We start from the raw sequence: 15,905 nt of genomic DNA, 5'->3' as shown, positions 1-15,905 counted from the left end.
TTCCCCATGTGAGAGTAGGTCATCGTCAAGATTAAATTCCGAAACCCCAATTGCGAAAGCAGTTGGGGTTTTGTTTTGCCTGCGAGAAAGTTTTGCTATCCCGGCGAAACGCTACCTTCGCAAGCGCTGCCGTCGGGAAAATCCTTCTGAAGTCACCGCGCAGTTTTTGGTATGGTGCAGCTCGTTTTTTAACGGACTGATGCCATGCCCATGGATCGGCACTCAATTATGTCAAAGAGTTGCTGTAGAAATGCCTGAACCTATCCCGATCAAGGATCATGAAAAAGAAACGCGCCTGGTCAACAAACGGTTGATCGCCTGCGCCCTGTTTGTCTTCGCCGTCAGCTGTGCCTTGGTGGTACGGTTGTACATCCTGCAAGTGGTGGAATTCGACTACCACTCGACGATCTCTGAAAACAACCGCGTGCACGTCTTGCCGATCCCGCCGACACGGGGCCTGATCTACGACCGCAACGGTGTCCTGCTCGCCGATAACCGTCCCAGCTTCAACCTGACCATCACCCGCGAGCGCGCCACTGATGTCAATCGGGAGTTGGACGAGGTCATCAGCCTTCTTCATCTGCCTGCCGAAGACCGTACGGTGTTCGATAAAGCCATGAAGCAGTCCCGTCACCCGTTTACGCCAGTGACACTGTTTTATGAACTGACGGAAGAGCAGATCGCCGTTCTCGCGGTCAATGAGTTCCGCTTGCCGGGCTTGGATGTCGAGCCGCAGTTCGTTCGTCATTATCCTCTCGGTGCGCATTTCGCCCATTCGATCGGCTACGTCGGCCGTATCAATGAAAAAGAGTCCAAGGTGCTCGATCCGGTTGAATATCGCGGTACTCAATCTATCGGCAAAACCGGGATCGAGCGCTTCTACGAGGCGCAACTGCACGGTCACGTCGGTTACGAAGAAGTCGAAACCAATGCTCAGGGCCGGGTGCTGCGTGTGCTTAAACACACCGATCCGATACCGGGCAAAAACATCGTGTTGAGCCTCGACGTCAAGTTGCAGCAGGCCGCAGAAGCCGCGCTGGGGGATCGTCGAGGCTCGGTGGTTGCGCTTGATCCAGCGACCGGCGAAGTGCTGGCGATGGTCAGCAACCCGAGTTTCGACCCGAACCTGTTTGTCACCGGCATCAGTTCCAAGGAATATTCGGCGCTACGAGATTCCATTGACCGGCCGCTGTTCAACCGTGTGCTGCGTGGACTTTACGCCCCGGGTTCGACCATCAAGCCGGAAGTCGCAATCGCCGGTCTCGATGCCGGCGTCGTCACGCCGCAGACCCGTGTTTTCGACCCAGGTTATTACCAACTGCCGGACTTCGATCACAAGTACCGCAACTGGAACCACAGCGGTGACGGCTGGGTAGATATGGACGCGGCGATCATGCGCTCCAATGACACCTACTTTTACGATTTGGCGCACAAGCTGGGCATTGATCGTCTGCACGACTACATGGCGATGTTCGGCCTGGGCGAGAAAGTCTCGCTGGACATGTTTGAGGAATCCCCGGGCCTGATGCCATCTCAAGCCTGGAAGCGCGCCACGCGCCGTCAGGCGTGGTATCCCGGCGAAACCGTGATCCTCGGCATTGGTCAGGGCTATATGCAGGTCACGCCGCTGCAATTGGCGCAAGCCACGGCATTGATCGCCAACAAAGGCGTGTGGAACCGACCGCATCTGGCCAAAACCGTCGATGGCGTCGCACCGGTCGACGAACACCCTATGCCGAATATCCTGCTCAAGGATCCGCGCGACTGGGAGCAGGTCAATCATGGCATGCAGATGGTCATGCACGACGCCCGGGGCATCGCCCGTGCGGCCGCGGTCGGTGCGCAATACCGCATCGCCGGCAAGAGTGGTACGGCGCAAGTGGTGGCAATCAAGCAGGGCGAGCGCTACAACCGCGAGAAAACTCTCGAGCGCCACCGTGACAACGCCTTGTTCGTCGGCTTCGCACCGGCGGAGCATCCGAAGATCGCGATTTCGGTGATGATCGAAAACGGCGAGGCCGGTGGTCGGGTGGCGGGCCCGGTGGTGCGGCAGATCATGGACGCCTGGTTACTCGACCAGGACGGCCATCTCAAGCCGCAATACGCCGCGCCAAGCAAAGCGCCGGGTGACCCGCACGTTTGATCGTGACGGCTTCACAGCACTGGGTCACGCAAGCTGAGCGGGTGCCGTGAAGCGCTCGATAAATAGGCGATCGCGATCAGGCTCCTGGCACCGGGCAGCTCAGGTCGCCTTCCTCGCACTGCAAATACGGCTTCAGCGCCTCTACCCGTGCCTTGGTCACGGCGGTGAGGCATTGGCTGTAAACCAATGGATAAACGCTACCGCCCGCCACGCCGGACGCCGAAAACCGGCATTCGGCATCACGGAAGCCGATCCAGGCCCTTTGCGCGGTAACCAGCATTTTTTTGCTGTCCGGATTGTTCTTCAAGCGCCCGGTGATCTGTTGATACAGCGTGTTCAGCTCTTTATCCGCTGCTTTGTACGCCTGACCGGCACACTGATTCATCGTTGCCTGATCGCTGGCGTTGGCGCAGTCGACGGCAGACTGGGCGAACGGTACGAACAGGAAGGGCGACAGGGCCAAGAGTAAACGGGGGGACATGGGCAATTCTCGCTGTTTCGGAGGTAAGTGCCGAACAGTGTAGCGATTGCGTCGCGCTTACTCAGTCGACGCAGTCGAGACGCTGGTATCTATCGGGTGTCCGAGTAGTAAAACCACACCACCGGCGACAGCCCTATCAGCCAATCGTAGCCAGTTGTCGGGGTGGCAAATGCGCCTTATTTTTCCTGACTGATACGGTGGCTGCACGGGTTTGATACAACTTCAGATTGGACATGTGGTCATACAAGCCTAGTGTTCAGAACAGGAGGTGACGTATGAAACCAGTACCTAACAGTTTCGAACGCAAAATCACGCTCAAGGCGCCGCGCTCGTACGTCTGGCGGGCTTTGGTCGATGCCGAGGCGTTCGGCCAGTGGTTTGGCGTGGCGCTGGAGGGCAGGCGGTTTATTGCCGGGGAATGGACGCAGGGGCAGGTCACCTACCCAGGTTATGAACACGTCCTGTGGAATGTGCTGATCGAGCGGGTCGAGCCGCAGCAGTTGTTCTCGTTTCGTTGGCATCCGTATGCGGTGAATCCCAAGATCGATTATTCCCAGGAACCGACCACGCTGGTCAGATTCGAATTGCAAGATTACGAAAACGGCACCCTGCTCAAGGTCTCCGAGTCCGGTTTTGCCCATATTCCCGATATTCGCCAGAAAGAAGCGTATTACATGGACAGTCGGGGCTGGGAGGAGCAACTGAGCCGACTTGAGCAGTTTCTTGCCGAGGCGGCGAAGACGCGCCAAAGCGGCAGTGCCTGACAGGTCTAAGGTTTTTCGGAAGTCGTCTTATGGCGAATGTCTTACACGCGCTGGTAGCTTTTACGACTATTGCTGATTGGATCCACTGCGTAATCTACACACATCAACTGAGACACAGGGAGTGTTTCAGGATCAAGGACGATCGACCATTGCAAGGATCGCTGCCGACAGGGAGTCGATAATGGTCTTGGGAAAAACCCGCTTCGGCGGGTTTTTTTTCGCCTGCAGAAAAACATCTGCAACGGTGGCGTGTGAGATTGTGGTGGGGGATATATTCCCCCACCACGATACAGGATCAATCAGGAGGCAATCAGCTGGCGCAAAACGTAGTGCAAAATCCCGCCCGCCTTGAAGTACTCCACCTCATTTAACGTATCGATCCGGCACAGCACCTCGATCCTGTCCTGACGTCCATCCTCACGAGTGATGACCAGCGGCAGGTTCATCCGCGGCGTCAACTCGACACCACTCAGGCCCTGAATTTCGAAGGTCTCCTTGCCGGTCAGACTGAGGCTTTTGCGGTTCTGATCGAGCTTGAACTGTAGCGGCAGTACGCCCATGCCCACGAGATTGGAACGGTGAATCCGTTCGAAGCTCTCGGCGATGACCGCTTTGACACCGAGCAGATTGGTGCCCTTGGCCGCCCAGTCCCGGCTCGAACCGGTGCCATATTCCTGCCCGGCAATCACCACCAGTGGCGTGCCCGAAGCCTGATATTTCATGGCCGCGTCATAGATCGCCATTTTTTCCCCGGTGGGCATGTAGATCGTGTTGCCACCTTCCTCGCCACCGAGCATTTCATTGCGGATACGGATGTTGGCGAAGGTGCCGCGCATCATCACTTCGTGGTTGCCACGACGTGAACCGTAGGAATTGAAGTCCCGTGGCTCGACGCCTTTTTCCCGCAAGTACCGGCCGGCGGGGCTGTCGGCCTTGATATTGCCGGCGGGGGAGATGTGGTCGGTGGTCACCGAGTCACCGAGCAGGGCCAACACGCGAGCACCTTTGACGTCTTCGATCTGTGGCAGCGGGCCGGAAATGTCGTCAAAGAACGGCGGATGCTGGATATAAGTCGAGTCGTCCTGCCAGACATAAGTCGCCGCTTGCGGCACCGCGATGGCTTGCCACTGTTCGTCCCCGGCGAAGACTTCGGCGTATTCCTTATGGAACATCGCCGTGTTGACCTGATTTACCGCGTCGGCGATCTCTTGGCTGCTCGGCCAGATATCGCGCAGATACACTGGATTGCCTTGCGGGTCATGGCCCAACGGCTCGCTGCTGATGTCGCTGCGTACGCTGCCGGCCAAGGCATAGGCAACCACCAGTGGCGGCGAGGCCAGCCAGTTGGTTTTTACCAGCGGATGCACCCGTCCTTCAAAGTTGCGGTTGCCGGACAGCACCGACGCCACGGTAAGATCGGCTTTCTGGATGGCTTTTTCGATCGGTTCCGGCAGTGGCCCGGAGTTGCCGATGCACGTGGTGCAGCCATAACCGACCAGCGAGAAGCCCAACTGGTCAAGATACTGTGTCAGCCCGGCAGCCTTGTAGTAATCCGTAACGACTTTCGACCCCGGTGCCAGCGAACTCTTTACCCAGGGTTTGCGGGTCAGGCCTTTTTCCACCGCTTTTTTCGCCAGCAGCCCGGCAGCCATCATCACGCTGGGGTTGGACGTGTTAGTGCAGGAGGTGATTGCTGCGATCACCACCGCGCCGTTTTTCAAGCGATAGGTGCGGCCTTCGTATTCATATTCGGCTTCGCCGACCAGATCAGCATTGCCCACTGCGACGCCACCACCGCCTTCGCTTTCCAGGCGTCCTTCTTCCTTGCTGGTGGGCTTGAATTGCAGGTCGAGAAAATCGCTGAACGCCTGGGCGACATTCGGCAGCGAGACGCGGTCCTGCGGGCGTTTCGGTCCGGCCAGGCTGGCTTCGACGCTGCCCATGTCCAGCGCCAGGCTGTCAGTGAATACCGGTTCCTGGCCCGGCAGGCGCCACAGGCCCTGAGCCTTGGTGTATGCCTCGACCAGTTTCACCACTTCGGCCGGACGGCCGGACAGGCGCAGGTAGTCCAGTGTCACATCATCAACCGGGAAGAAACCGCAGGTCGCACCATATTCCGGGGCCATGTTGGCGATGGTCGCGCGATCGGCCAGCGGTAAGTCAGCGAGGCCGTCGCCATAAAACTCGACGAATTTGCCGACCACGCCTTTCTTGCGCAGCATCTGCGTCACCGTCAACACCAGGTCGGTGGCGGTGATGCCTTCCTTGAGTTTGCCGGTCAGTTTGAAGCCGATCACTTCCGGAATCAGCATCGACACGGGTTGCCCGAGCATTGCCGCTTCCGCCTCGATCCCGCCGACGCCCCAGCCGAGTACGCCGAGGCCGTTGATCATGGTGGTGTGCGAGTCGGTGCCGACCAGTGTGTCGGGGAAGGCGTAGGTGCGGTCGTCTTCATCTTTGGTCCATACCGTGCGGCCGAGGTATTCGAGGTTGACCTGGTGGCAGATGCCGGTGCCCGGCGGTACCACGCTGAAGTTATCGAACGCGCTCTGGCCCCAGCGCAAAAAGGCGTAACGCTCGCCGTTACGCTGCATTTCGATGTCGACGTTCTGTTCGAAGGCGCTGGCGCTGGCAAATTTATCGACCATTACCGAGTGGTCGATCACCAGATCCACCGGCGACAACGGATTGATCCGCTGCGGGTCGCCGCCGGCCTTGGCCATCGCCGCCCGCATCGCGGCGAGGTCGACCACGGCGGGGACGCCGGTAAAATCCTGCATCAATACGCGGGCCGGGCGGTACTGGATTTCCCGGTCGGAGCGGCGCTCCTTGAGCCAGGCGGCCAGTGCCCTGAGGTCGGCGCCGGTGACGGTTTTTTCATCTTCCCAGCGCAGCAGGTTTTCCAGCAGGACTTTCAGCGACATCGGCAGCTTGTCGAGGTCGCCCAAGGTCTTGGCGGCGTCCGGCAGGCTGAAATAGTGGTAGGTCTTGTCATCGACTTTCAAGGTTTTGAGAGCATTCAGGCTATCGAGGGACGGCATTACGATCACTCCTTTGAATCCGCACGGCTACGGATTGAGGGGACGGACAGAGCCTTAAACCTAGCCCTGTTTTGAGTAGCTGGCTAATAACTGGACTCTATGGGCGCAACCATGGTTCCGACTTCAGCTATCATGCGCCGGTTTTCGTGACAGGCGTTGCGGCAACGCAAGGCTTGAGCATCGCGCAGGGGCCGAATCATCGTCCGCTGCCCAGGAGTAAGAATGAACACCCTATTCATGCATTGCCGGCCCGGCTTCGAGGGCGAAGTCTGCTCGGAGATTTCCGACCTCGCCGCCCGGCTCAACGTGGCCGGCTACGCCAAGGCCAAAACGGCCGCCGCGTGCGCCGAGTTTGTCTGCACCGAAGCAGACGGCGCCGAACGTCTGATGCGCGGCCAGCGTTTTGCCGAGCTGATCTTCCCGCGCCAGTGGGCGCGCGGCTTCTTCATTGATTTGCCGGAAAACGATCGCATCAGCGTGATCCTCGCGCACATGGCCGACTTCCCGGTGTTTGGCAGCCTGTGGCTGGAAGTTGTCGACACCAACGACGGCAAGGAACTGTCGAACTTCTGCAAGAAATTCGAAGGTCCGCTACGCAAGGCGTTGACCGCCGCCGGCAAGCTGATCGAGGACGCCAGCAAGCCGCGTCTGTTGCTGACTTTCAAAAGCGGTCGCGAAGTGTTTCTCGGCATGGCCGATGCGGGCAACTCGGCGATGTGGCCGATGGGCATTCCGCGCCTGAAGTTTCCCCGTGAGGCTCCGAGCCGTTCGACGTTGAAGCTGGAAGAGGCCTGGCATCACTTCATTCCGCGCGATCAATGGGACGATCGCCTGCATAGCGACATGACCGGTGTCGACCTCGGCGCCGCACCGGGCGGCTGGACCTGGCAACTGGTCAACCGCGGCATGCTGGTCACCGCCATCGACAACGGTCCGATGGCCGAAAGCCTGATGGACACCGGGCTGGTGCAGCATTTGATGGCCGACGGTTTTACCTTCAAGCCCAAACAACCGGTGGACTGGATGGTCTGCGACATCGTCGAGAAACCGGCGCGTAACGCCGCGATGCTCGAAGAGTGGATCGGCGAGGGGCATTGCCGCGAGGCAGTGGTGAACCTGAAATTGCCGATGAAGCAGCGGTACGCTGAAGTGAAGCGTCTGCTTGAACGCATCGCCGATGGTTTCAAGGCGCGTGGGATCAAAGTCGATATCGGCTGCAAGCAGCTGTATCACGACCGCGAGGAAGTGACCTGCCATTTGCGTCGGCACGACAGTAAAAAGCCCAAGTCCCGCTGAAACAGCGCAAACCCTTGTAGGAGCGAGCCTGCTCGCGAAGGCGTCTTATCAGCCGACATCAATGCTGGATGAAACACCGCATTCGCGAGCAGGCTCGCTCCCACAGGGGTTAGACGACTCCCCCGGCAATGCGCGACAATGCCGGCCAGTTTCTGGAGTAAATCATGAGTGAAATGATCGATACCCCGGTCGACGGCACCCTCGACGCCACCGGCCTCAACTGCCCGGAGCCGGTGATGATGCTGCACCAGCACATCCGCGATCTGGTGCCCGGTGGCCTGCTCAAAGTGATCGCCACCGACCCTTCGACCAAGCGCGATATTCCCAAGTTTTGCGTGTTCCTCGACCATGAACTGGTCAGCCAACATGAAGAGTCCGGTACCTATCTGTACTGGATCCGCAAGAAGCTCGCCTGAATCAAGGCTGGCATAAAACCAAATGTGGGAGCGAGCTTGCTCGCGAATGCGGTCTGTCAGTCACTGTGATGGCGACTGATCCATTGCATTCGCGAGCAAGCCCGCTCCCACATTTTTTCGTTCTGAGTAGAGTCTTCAACCCGCCGAACGACTGATCCGGATCCGCTTGCGCGCACTGCGCGTCAGGCGGATCGACAGCATCAGGGCCGCGCAACTCAAGCCGACGATCAGGCCCTGCCACAAACCGCTCGGGCCGCGTGGCTCGCCGAGCCAGTCGGTCAGGCCCAGTGCGTAACCCACCGGCAAGCCAATGCCCCAATAAGCGAACAAGGTCAGGATCATGGTGACTCGCGTGTCCTGATACCCGCGCAGGGCGCCGGCTGCGGTGACCTGGATGGCGTCGGAAAACTGAAACAGTGCCGAATACACAATCAGCATCGCCGCGATGTGAATCACCGTCGGGTCAGCCGTATAGATCGCCGCAATCGGCTCGCGCAGCAACAGCATCAGGCTGGCCGACAGGCAGGCGTAGGCCAGTGCCGTGCCCATGCCGACGCCGGCGGCAAAACGCGCCTCGCGCGGTTCTTCACGGCCCAACGCCTGGCCGACGCGCACGGTAACGGCCATGCCCAGCGAGTAAGGGATCATGAACACCAGCGAACTGACGTTCAGCGCAATCTGATGCCCGGCCACTACCGTGGCACCGAGGCTGCCGATCAACAGCGCGATCACGGCGAAGATACTTGACTCGGCAAACACCGCGATACCGATCGGCAAGCCAATCGACAGCAGACGCTTGATCACCGCCCACTGCGGCCAGTCGAAGCGGCTGAACAGCTCGCTTGAACGATAAGCCGGCGCCCAACGCTCGTAACCGGCCAGGCCCAGCGCCATCACCCACATCACGATCGCCGTGGCCCAGCCGCAGCCGACACCGCCCATCGCCGGTACGCCGAAGTGGCCGTAGATGAAGATGTAGTTCAGCGGGATGTTCAACGCCAGACCGCATAGGCCCAGCACCATAGCCGGGCGGGTCCGGCCGATGCCGTCGCTGGTGCAGCGCAGCACATGGTAGAACGCCACCGCCGGTAGCCCACTGGCGATCCCGTGCAGGTACTGCATGCACGGGCCGATCAACTCGGGGTCTACTTTCATCACATGCAAAATCGGTTCGGCGGTAACCAGCATCGCGGTAGCGATCAATCCCACGACCAGTGCCAGCCACAACGCCTGCCGCACGATCGGACCAATCTCGCTGTGCTTGCCAGCGCCGAAACGCTGGGCGACTTTTGGCGTCGTCGCCAGCAACGTCCCGGTCATCAACAGAAAGACCGGCACCCAGATCGAATTGCCCAGCGCCACGGCCGCCAGGTCCTTGGGCCCGACGCGTCCGGCCATCACCGCATCGACAAAGCCCATGGCCGTGGTCGCCAGTTGCGCGATGATGATCGGCACCGCCAGGGCGAGCAGGTTCTTGAACTCCAGGCGAACCCGCGCAGGGCGGGTCAGGGAAACGGCGGCGGGTTGGTCAGGTACGGAATTCACAGGCAAAGCGTCCACAGAGGTTGATGCGCAAGGCGCCGCATTCTACGCCGCTGACGCCTTGGTCAGGAAAAATCCTCTGTTGCGGATTTGTAAGCGTAAACCCTGCTGGCTGATCGACGCGTCTGCACCTAAACTGCCGATCCGCCCAAGGAGCCCGCCATGCTGATTGTTGCCGACGAAAATATTCCGCTGCTCGATGATTTTTTTGCCGGTTTCGGCGAAATCCGCCGCGTGCCGGGCCGTTCCATTGATCGCGCGACGGTGGAGCAGGCCGATGTATTGCTGGTGCGTTCGGTGACCAACGTCAGCCGTACGCTGCTCGAGGGCAGCAAGGTGCGCTTTGTCGGCACCTGCACCATCGGCACCGATCACCTGGATCTTGATTACTTCAATGAAGCCGGTATTGCCTGGTCGAGCGCGCCGGGCTGCAATGCCCGTGGCGTCGTCGATTACGTACTGGGCAGTCTTATGACGCTGGCCGAGATCGAAGGTGCCGATCTCGCCAGGCGCACTTACGGCGTCGTCGGCGCCGGTGAGGTCGGCGGTCGTCTCGTCGCGGTCCTGAAGGCCCTTGGCTGGAACGTCAAGGTCTGCGATCCACCGCGTCAGGCCGTCGAGGGCGGCGATTACGTCAGTATCGAGCAGATCATCGAACAGTGCGACGTGATCAGCCTGCATACGCCACTGACGCGCACCGGCTTCGATGCGACCTGGCATCTGTTCGATCAGTCGCGGTTACAGCAACTCAAGCAAGGCGCCTGGCTGATCAATGCCGCGCGCGGCCCTGTTGTCGATAATGCCGCGCTGCGTGAGGTGCTGCTGGAGCGTGAAGACCTGCAAGCGGTGCTCGACGTCTGGGAAAAAGAGCCCGAAGTCGATGCTGCGCTGGCCGAGCTCTGTGTATTGGCGACGCCGCACATTGCCGGATACAGCCTCGACGGCAAGCAACGCGGGACCGCGCAGATCTATCAGGCCTACTGCGCGTTCATTGGCCAGGCTGCGGCGATTCAGCTCAGTGATCTGCTGCCAGCACCATGGTTGTCGGAGGTTTCCCTGCACGGTGACAGCGATCCGGCATGGGCGCTGGCGATGTTGTGTCGGGGCGTGTACGACCCGCGCCGTGATGACGCTGATTTTCGTCGCAGCCTTGTAGGCGATGTTGCTGAGCAGCGCACTGCGTTTGATGTGTTGCGTAAACAGTATCCGGTGCGACGCGAAATCGAAGGGCTGAAGGTGCGGATTGAAGGGGCTTCGCCGGCGTTGCGGCAGATCGTGGCGGCGCTGGGGGCGGTGGCCGTCTAGAAACCGAGGTGACCGATTCGCGAGCAGGCTCGCTCCGACAAAGACCTTCTGTTCGCGAAAGCCCCCCTGTGGGAGCGAGCCTGCTCGCGAAAGCCATACCACCGATCCTGAATTACAGGCAGAAAAAACCCGGCCAACCAGGGCCGGGTCAGGAAGACGGTGGCTATATCACTCTTGTTCGGCAGGCTTGACCAATCGCTTCTCCAGTTCGCGACAAGCGTCCTGAATCATGTTTTCGGTGATCGGTACTTCGCGGCCCTGCTCATCGATAATCGAGCAACCCAGAGACTGGTCGGGCTGGGTGCGGATCACTTGAATCTTGTCTTCGCTGCTGTGTTGCAAGGACATGGCCTGTCTCCTCATCAGGTTGCGTGCCTAGGGTAAAACCGCCGCGTGACCAGGCGATGACAACTCCCTGCGGTCTGTCGGGCGGCGGCATCTCTACTCAAACAGAAATGTCGGCCGGCCTCAACCGGAGCCTTAGACCAATCGTTTCTAGCATCCGGACATCACGGGCATATTTAACCTGACTCATTGTGATTTACAGAGTTCCACCCCATTTGAGTCATCAGGCTGGCCCTATTCATCAGCGCAGACGTGAATTCCATGATCTCAATGCTTTCTTCCCGACACCGGCGCGCCCTGCGCCTGACCAGTCATTTTCTCCTGCCGTATCGCTGGCAGGCCTTTGGCGCGCTGCTGGCACTGATCGCCACTGCCGGCATTACCTTGTCGATGGGGCAGGGCATCAAGCTATTGGTCGATCAGGGCTTCATGACCCAATCGCCGGACCTGCTCAATCAGTCCATCGGGATTTTCATGTTGCTGGTGTTTGCACTGGCGGTGGGCACTTTCGCCCGTTTCTATCTGGTGTCCTGGATCGGCGAGCGCGTAGTCGCCGACATCCGCCGCCAAGTGTTCAATCATCTGGTGTATTTGCATCCGGGGTTCTATGAGGACAACCGCAGCTCGGAGATCCAGTCGCGACTGACCGCGGACACGACGCTGTTGCAATCGGTGATCGGCTCGTCGCTGTCATTGTTTCTGCGCAACCTGTTGATGGTCATCGGCGGCGTGGTGCTGCTGTTCATCACCAATCCGAAACTCACCAGCATCGTCGTGATTGCGTTGCCGCTGGTGATTGCGCCCATCCTGATCTTTGGCCGACGCGTGCGTAATCTGTCGCGGCAAAGCCAGGACCGCATCGCCGACATAGGCAGCTACGTGTCCGAAACCCTCGGCCAGATCAAAACCGTGCAGGCCTATAACCATCAGGTGCAGGACGAGCAGCGTTTCGCTTCGACCGTCGAGCAGGCGTTCGAGACGGCGCGCAAACGCATCTTCCAGCGGGCATGGCTGATCACGCTGGTGATTGTGCTGGTGCTCGGCGCTGTGGCCGTGATGTTGTGGGTCGGCGGCATGGATGTGATGGCCGGGCGGATCTCGGCCGGTGAGCTGGCGGCGTTCGTTTTCTACAGCCTGATCGTTGGCAGCGCGTTCGGCACCTTGAGCGAAGTCATCGGCGAACTGCAACGCGCCGCGGGCGCGGCTGAGCGTATCGCCGAACTGCTGCGCTCGGAAAACATCATCCAGCCGCCAACGACCGGTCTGGTGACGTTGCCGCCACGGGTCAGAGGCGAACTTGAGCTTCGCGACGTGCGTTTTTCCTACCCGTCGCGCCCAGAAAGCTATGCGGTCGATGGCTTGGATCTGACGGTGAAGGCGGGCGAAACCCTCGCTTTGGTCGGGCCGTCCGGCGCGGGCAAGTCCACGGTTTACGATTTGTTGTTGCGCTTTTACGATCCGCGCGAGGGCCAGATTCTGCTCGATGGCGTGCCGCTGACCCGTCTCGATCCACTGGATCTGCGCCGCTGTTTTGCCCTGGTCTCGCAAACGCCTGCGCTGTTTTTCGGCAGTGTGGAGGAAAACATTCGCTACGGTTGCCCGACGGCCACGCTCGCGCAGGTCAAGGAAGCCGCACGAATCGCCCACGCCCACGACTTCATTGAACAAATGCCCGACGGTTACCAGACCCATCTGGGCGACGGTGGCCTCGGCCTGTCCGGCGGCCAGCGCCAGCGCCTGGCCATCGCCCGCGCGCTGCTGGTGGACGCGCCGATTCTGCTGCTCGACGAAGCCACCAGTGCTCTCGACGCGCAAAGCGAGCATTTGATCCAGCAGGCGCTGCCAACGCTGATGCAAAATCGCACCACGCTGGTGATTGCCCACCGCTTGGCCACGGTGAAAAACGCCGATCGGATCGCGGTGATGGACCAGGGCAGGCTGGTGGCCGTCGGGACACATCAGGAATTGATCGCGAGCAATCCGCTGTATGCGCGGCTGGCGGCGTTGCAATTCAATGATGGCAATTGAGACGACTAAACAGGACTGATGCCTTGCGCCCACATCGGGCATCATGGCGAACTAATACATGCTCCACGCGTTGAGCCTTGCACTGCGCGAGGCGGTCGAAAGTGAGCAAGCGACCGACCCAGTAACCGACCCAGTAAAGAAGCTGTTGCAAGCATTGGAAAACCGGGCGCTGAGAACCAGCGAGCTAATGGGTGAGTTGGGCCTTACACATAAAGCGACATTCAGATCCAACTACCTTAAACCCGCGCTGGCGGCGGGATTTGTACAAATGACGGACCCCCAGAGTCCGAACAGTCCCGTTCAGAAATACCTGCTCACCGAAGCCGGCAAGCTCAAGATGATGCAGGCACTACGATAGATTTACAGCGCTCAAAAAAATGCCCGCATCCAGATGCGGGCATTTTCCATGTAGCAAAAACGTTCGATCGCGTCCTGAGCCTTCGGCCGCTTCTGCGTAACCAGTATTACCGATTACTGATCATCAAAATACCGCTCATGCCAATCCACCAGTGGCTGTGGCGAGTTGAGCTTCTGGCCGTAGATCACCGAGTACGACAGCACGTTCTGCACGTACTGGCGGGTTTCGTCGAACGGGATGCTTTCCACCCACACGTCGAAGCTCAAATGATCGGCGCCGCGCAGCCACTGACGTACGCGGCCCGGGCCCGCGTTATAGGCGGCGGAGGCAAGAACGCGGTTACCGTTGAACTGGCTGTGCACCTGGCTCAGGTAGGCGGCGCCCAGTTGAATATTCTTGTCCGGATCGAGCACTTGCTGCGGTGAGGCCAGCGGGATGCTGAACTTGCGTGCGGTTTCCTTGGCGGTGGCGGGCATCAATTGCATCAGGCCGCTGGCGCCAACGCCGGAGCGCGCGTCGTCCATGAACGCGCTTTCCTGCCGCGTGATGGCGAATACCCAGCTCGAATGCAGGCCGCGGACCTTGGCTTCACGCACCAGGGTGTCGCGGTGGGCCATCGGGAAACGGATATCCAGATCGTCCCAATATTGCGCCTGGCTGATGGTGCGGATCGCCGGGAAATACCACTTCAGGTCATAGGCCAGTTTGGCCTGGGCAACCATTTCGTCACGGTTGAAATGGCGGCTGACGTGATACCACTCGCGACGGCCATCGACGATCTGCCCGCGGGCGTGGAATTCGAGGGCGCGGCGTACGCCCGGTGTGTTGCGGACTTTGTTGATCAGCGCCTGGCTGAGCACCAGCGGCTTATTGTTCAGCGAGTACGGCGATTGCGAGCGGTCGGCCGCGAGGAAACCGTAGAAGTCACGTTCCCGCGCAAGGTTCTTGTACAGGCTCTGGACTTGCGGGTTCTGCGGCTGTGCCAGTTCCAGGCTGCGCGCCTGCCAGTAGCGCCAGCGGTTGGTGGTGGCCAGATCTTGTGGAAGGCGTTTGGTCAGTTCATACGCGTCGTCCCAGCGAGCCAGGCGCAGCAACAGACGCAAGCGCCATTCCGACACGGTGTTGTCACGCAGTTCCGGGTCGTATTTGGTCATCACGTCCAGCGCGCGGCTGTCGAAACGCCGGGCCAGAGTCAGACCGATTTCCCGGGCGATCGCGACTTTTTCATCGCGGGAAAAATGCATGCTGCTGGCGTAGCCGTCGAGCAAGGCCATGGCCTTGTCCGGGTCCTGACGGGCGAGGCGGCGCAGGCCGAGGCTGACCACGTCGGACATCGGCTCATCAGCCGGGGTGAAACGCGAGGGTTGGTTGAGTAGCTCGGGTTTCTGCGCGACGTCAACCAGTAAACGACCGCGCGGGGCGAGGGTGGTCAGGCCGTTGATCAGGCTGTTGGCCAGCGGATAGTTGCGCGCCTGGGCTGCGAGTTTGGTGCGTTCCCAGCGTTTCTGTTCGGTGAGCTGGCCGTCGGCAGCCCAGATACCGAACAAGGCGTCACAGGCGGCCGGTTGCGATTTACCGGTCAGCCAGAGTTTTTCAGCGTTGGCGTAACCCTCGGCCTTCTGGTTATGGCTGATCTGGTACTGCGCGTTGAGGCAGTCGAGTTCGGTGAAATTGAGCTTCGGGTCGTAATACTTGACGAAGGTTGCCCAGTCGCCACGGTCGGCCAGCCAGCGCAACCAGCGCAGTTTCATCCAGTTGGCCTGGGGCAGGTCGCCATGTTCGGCGAGGAACTTCTCGATTTCCGCATTGCTCGCGGTTTTCAGGCGCGCGGTCAGTTCGTCGTAGGCCAGGTACGGCTCCAGCGGATAATCGGCCAGCGCCTGGCTATAGCGAAAATACGGGCCGGTATCGCCCTTGGCCAAGGCGCGCTTGGCTTCATCGTAATACTGGCGTTGGGTGGACAGGTCCACCGCCTGGGCGGATTGAGCGGCAGCGGCGGTAAGTAGCAAACACGACAAAACACTGAAAAGGCGACTGCGCATGAGACATCCGGGCAGAGAAATCATGACAAGTGCCGACCTCGATCAGCACTGAATTGTCTGTAGCTTAGCCTTTTGCCAGCAAGCGGCGAAAGCTTTGCAAGCCTCGTTGCACAAGTTCGCAACAAATGTTGTGCATAGTGCTTC

General features: G+C 59.8%; 12 protein-coding genes. 7 read left to right on the top strand and 5 right to left on the bottom strand.

Annotated elements, in window-relative coordinates:
* Positions 1–250: 250 nt before the first annotated feature.
* A complete protein-coding gene (gene mrdA / locus HU755_RS15990) occupies positions 251–2,143 on the top strand; it encodes a penicillin-binding protein 2 (protein WP_186634330.1) in 1,893 nt (630 codons plus the stop codon).
* 76 nt (positions 2,144–2,219) lie between these two features.
* On the opposite strand, the gene HU755_RS15985 is transcribed toward mrdA, so the two are convergent.
* Entirely contained in the window at positions 2,220–2,624 is a 405-nt protein-coding gene (locus tag HU755_RS15985; RefSeq protein ID WP_186634327.1) for a lysozyme inhibitor LprI family protein, read from the bottom strand.
* Positions 2,625–2,899: 275 nt separating this feature from the next.
* On the opposite strand from HU755_RS15985, the gene HU755_RS15980 reads away from it, so the two are divergent.
* Entirely contained in the window at positions 2,900–3,388 is a 489-nt protein-coding gene (locus HU755_RS15980) for an SRPBCC family protein (protein ID WP_186621885.1), read from the top strand.
* A gap of 299 nt (positions 3,389–3,687) precedes the next feature.
* Here HU755_RS15980 and acnA read toward each other — a convergent pair whose 3' ends face one another.
* Complete coding sequence (gene acnA / locus HU755_RS15975) at positions 3,688–6,429, bottom strand: aconitate hydratase AcnA (RefSeq protein ID WP_186634324.1); 2,742 nt, start codon at positions 6,427–6,429, stop codon at positions 3,688–3,690.
* A 222-nt stretch (positions 6,430–6,651) separates the two neighbouring features.
* Here acnA and rlmM point away from each other — a divergent pair, with 222 nt between their 5' ends.
* Together rlmM and tusA are read left to right on the top strand one after the other, a co-directional pair.
* Positions 6,652–7,725: a 23S rRNA (cytidine(2498)-2'-O)-methyltransferase RlmM gene (rlmM, locus tag HU755_RS15970; protein WP_186634321.1), complete on the top strand. Its 1,074-nt coding sequence runs from the start codon at positions 6,652–6,654 to the stop codon at positions 7,723–7,725.
* A gap of 164 nt (positions 7,726–7,889) precedes the next feature.
* Entirely contained in the window at positions 7,890–8,141 is a 252-nt protein-coding gene (gene tusA / locus HU755_RS15965; protein WP_186621881.1) for a sulfurtransferase TusA, read from the top strand.
* A 135-nt stretch (positions 8,142–8,276) separates the two neighbouring features.
* Here tusA and HU755_RS15960 read toward each other — a convergent pair whose 3' ends face one another.
* Complete coding sequence (locus tag HU755_RS15960; protein WP_186634318.1) at positions 8,277–9,686, bottom strand: MATE family efflux transporter; 1,410 nt, start codon at positions 9,684–9,686, stop codon at positions 8,277–8,279.
* A 159-nt stretch (positions 9,687–9,845) separates the two neighbouring features.
* On the opposite strand from HU755_RS15960, the gene pdxB reads away from it, so the two are divergent.
* Positions 9,846–10,988, top strand: a complete 1,143-nt coding sequence (gene pdxB / locus HU755_RS15955) for a 4-phosphoerythronate dehydrogenase PdxB (RefSeq protein ID WP_186634315.1) — start codon at positions 9,846–9,848, stop codon at positions 10,986–10,988.
* Positions 10,989–11,156: 168 nt separating this feature from the next.
* On the opposite strand, the gene HU755_RS15950 is transcribed toward pdxB, so the two are convergent.
* On the bottom strand, positions 11,157–11,336 hold the full coding sequence (locus HU755_RS15950) for a PA1571 family protein (protein ID WP_186550352.1): 180 nt from the start codon (positions 11,334–11,336) through the stop codon (positions 11,157–11,159).
* A gap of 258 nt (positions 11,337–11,594) precedes the next feature.
* On the opposite strand from HU755_RS15950, the gene HU755_RS15945 reads away from it, so the two are divergent.
* Both HU755_RS15945 and HU755_RS15940 read left to right on the top strand, forming a co-directional pair.
* Positions 11,595–13,361 carry an ABC transporter transmembrane domain-containing protein gene (locus tag HU755_RS15945; protein ID WP_186634312.1) on the top strand — a complete coding sequence of 589 codons (1,767 nt, stop codon included), beginning with the start codon at positions 11,595–11,597 and terminating at the stop codon, positions 13,359–13,361.
* A 58-nt stretch (positions 13,362–13,419) separates the two neighbouring features.
* Complete coding sequence (locus HU755_RS15940; RefSeq protein ID WP_186634309.1) at positions 13,420–13,719, top strand: Fic family protein; 300 nt, start codon at positions 13,420–13,422, stop codon at positions 13,717–13,719.
* A 113-nt stretch (positions 13,720–13,832) separates the two neighbouring features.
* On the opposite strand, the gene HU755_RS15935 is transcribed toward HU755_RS15940, so the two are convergent.
* Complete coding sequence (locus tag HU755_RS15935) at positions 13,833–15,761, bottom strand: transglycosylase SLT domain-containing protein (RefSeq protein WP_186634306.1); 1,929 nt, start codon at positions 15,759–15,761, stop codon at positions 13,833–13,835.
* Positions 15,762–15,905 lie beyond the last annotated feature (144 nt).

The organism is Pseudomonas sp. SWRI111, assembly GCF_014268555.1.
GTDB classification, from domain to species: Bacteria; Pseudomonadota; Gammaproteobacteria; order Pseudomonadales; family Pseudomonadaceae; genus Aquipseudomonas; species Aquipseudomonas hamedanensis.
This window is presented reverse-complemented; position numbering and strand designations above follow the sequence as displayed.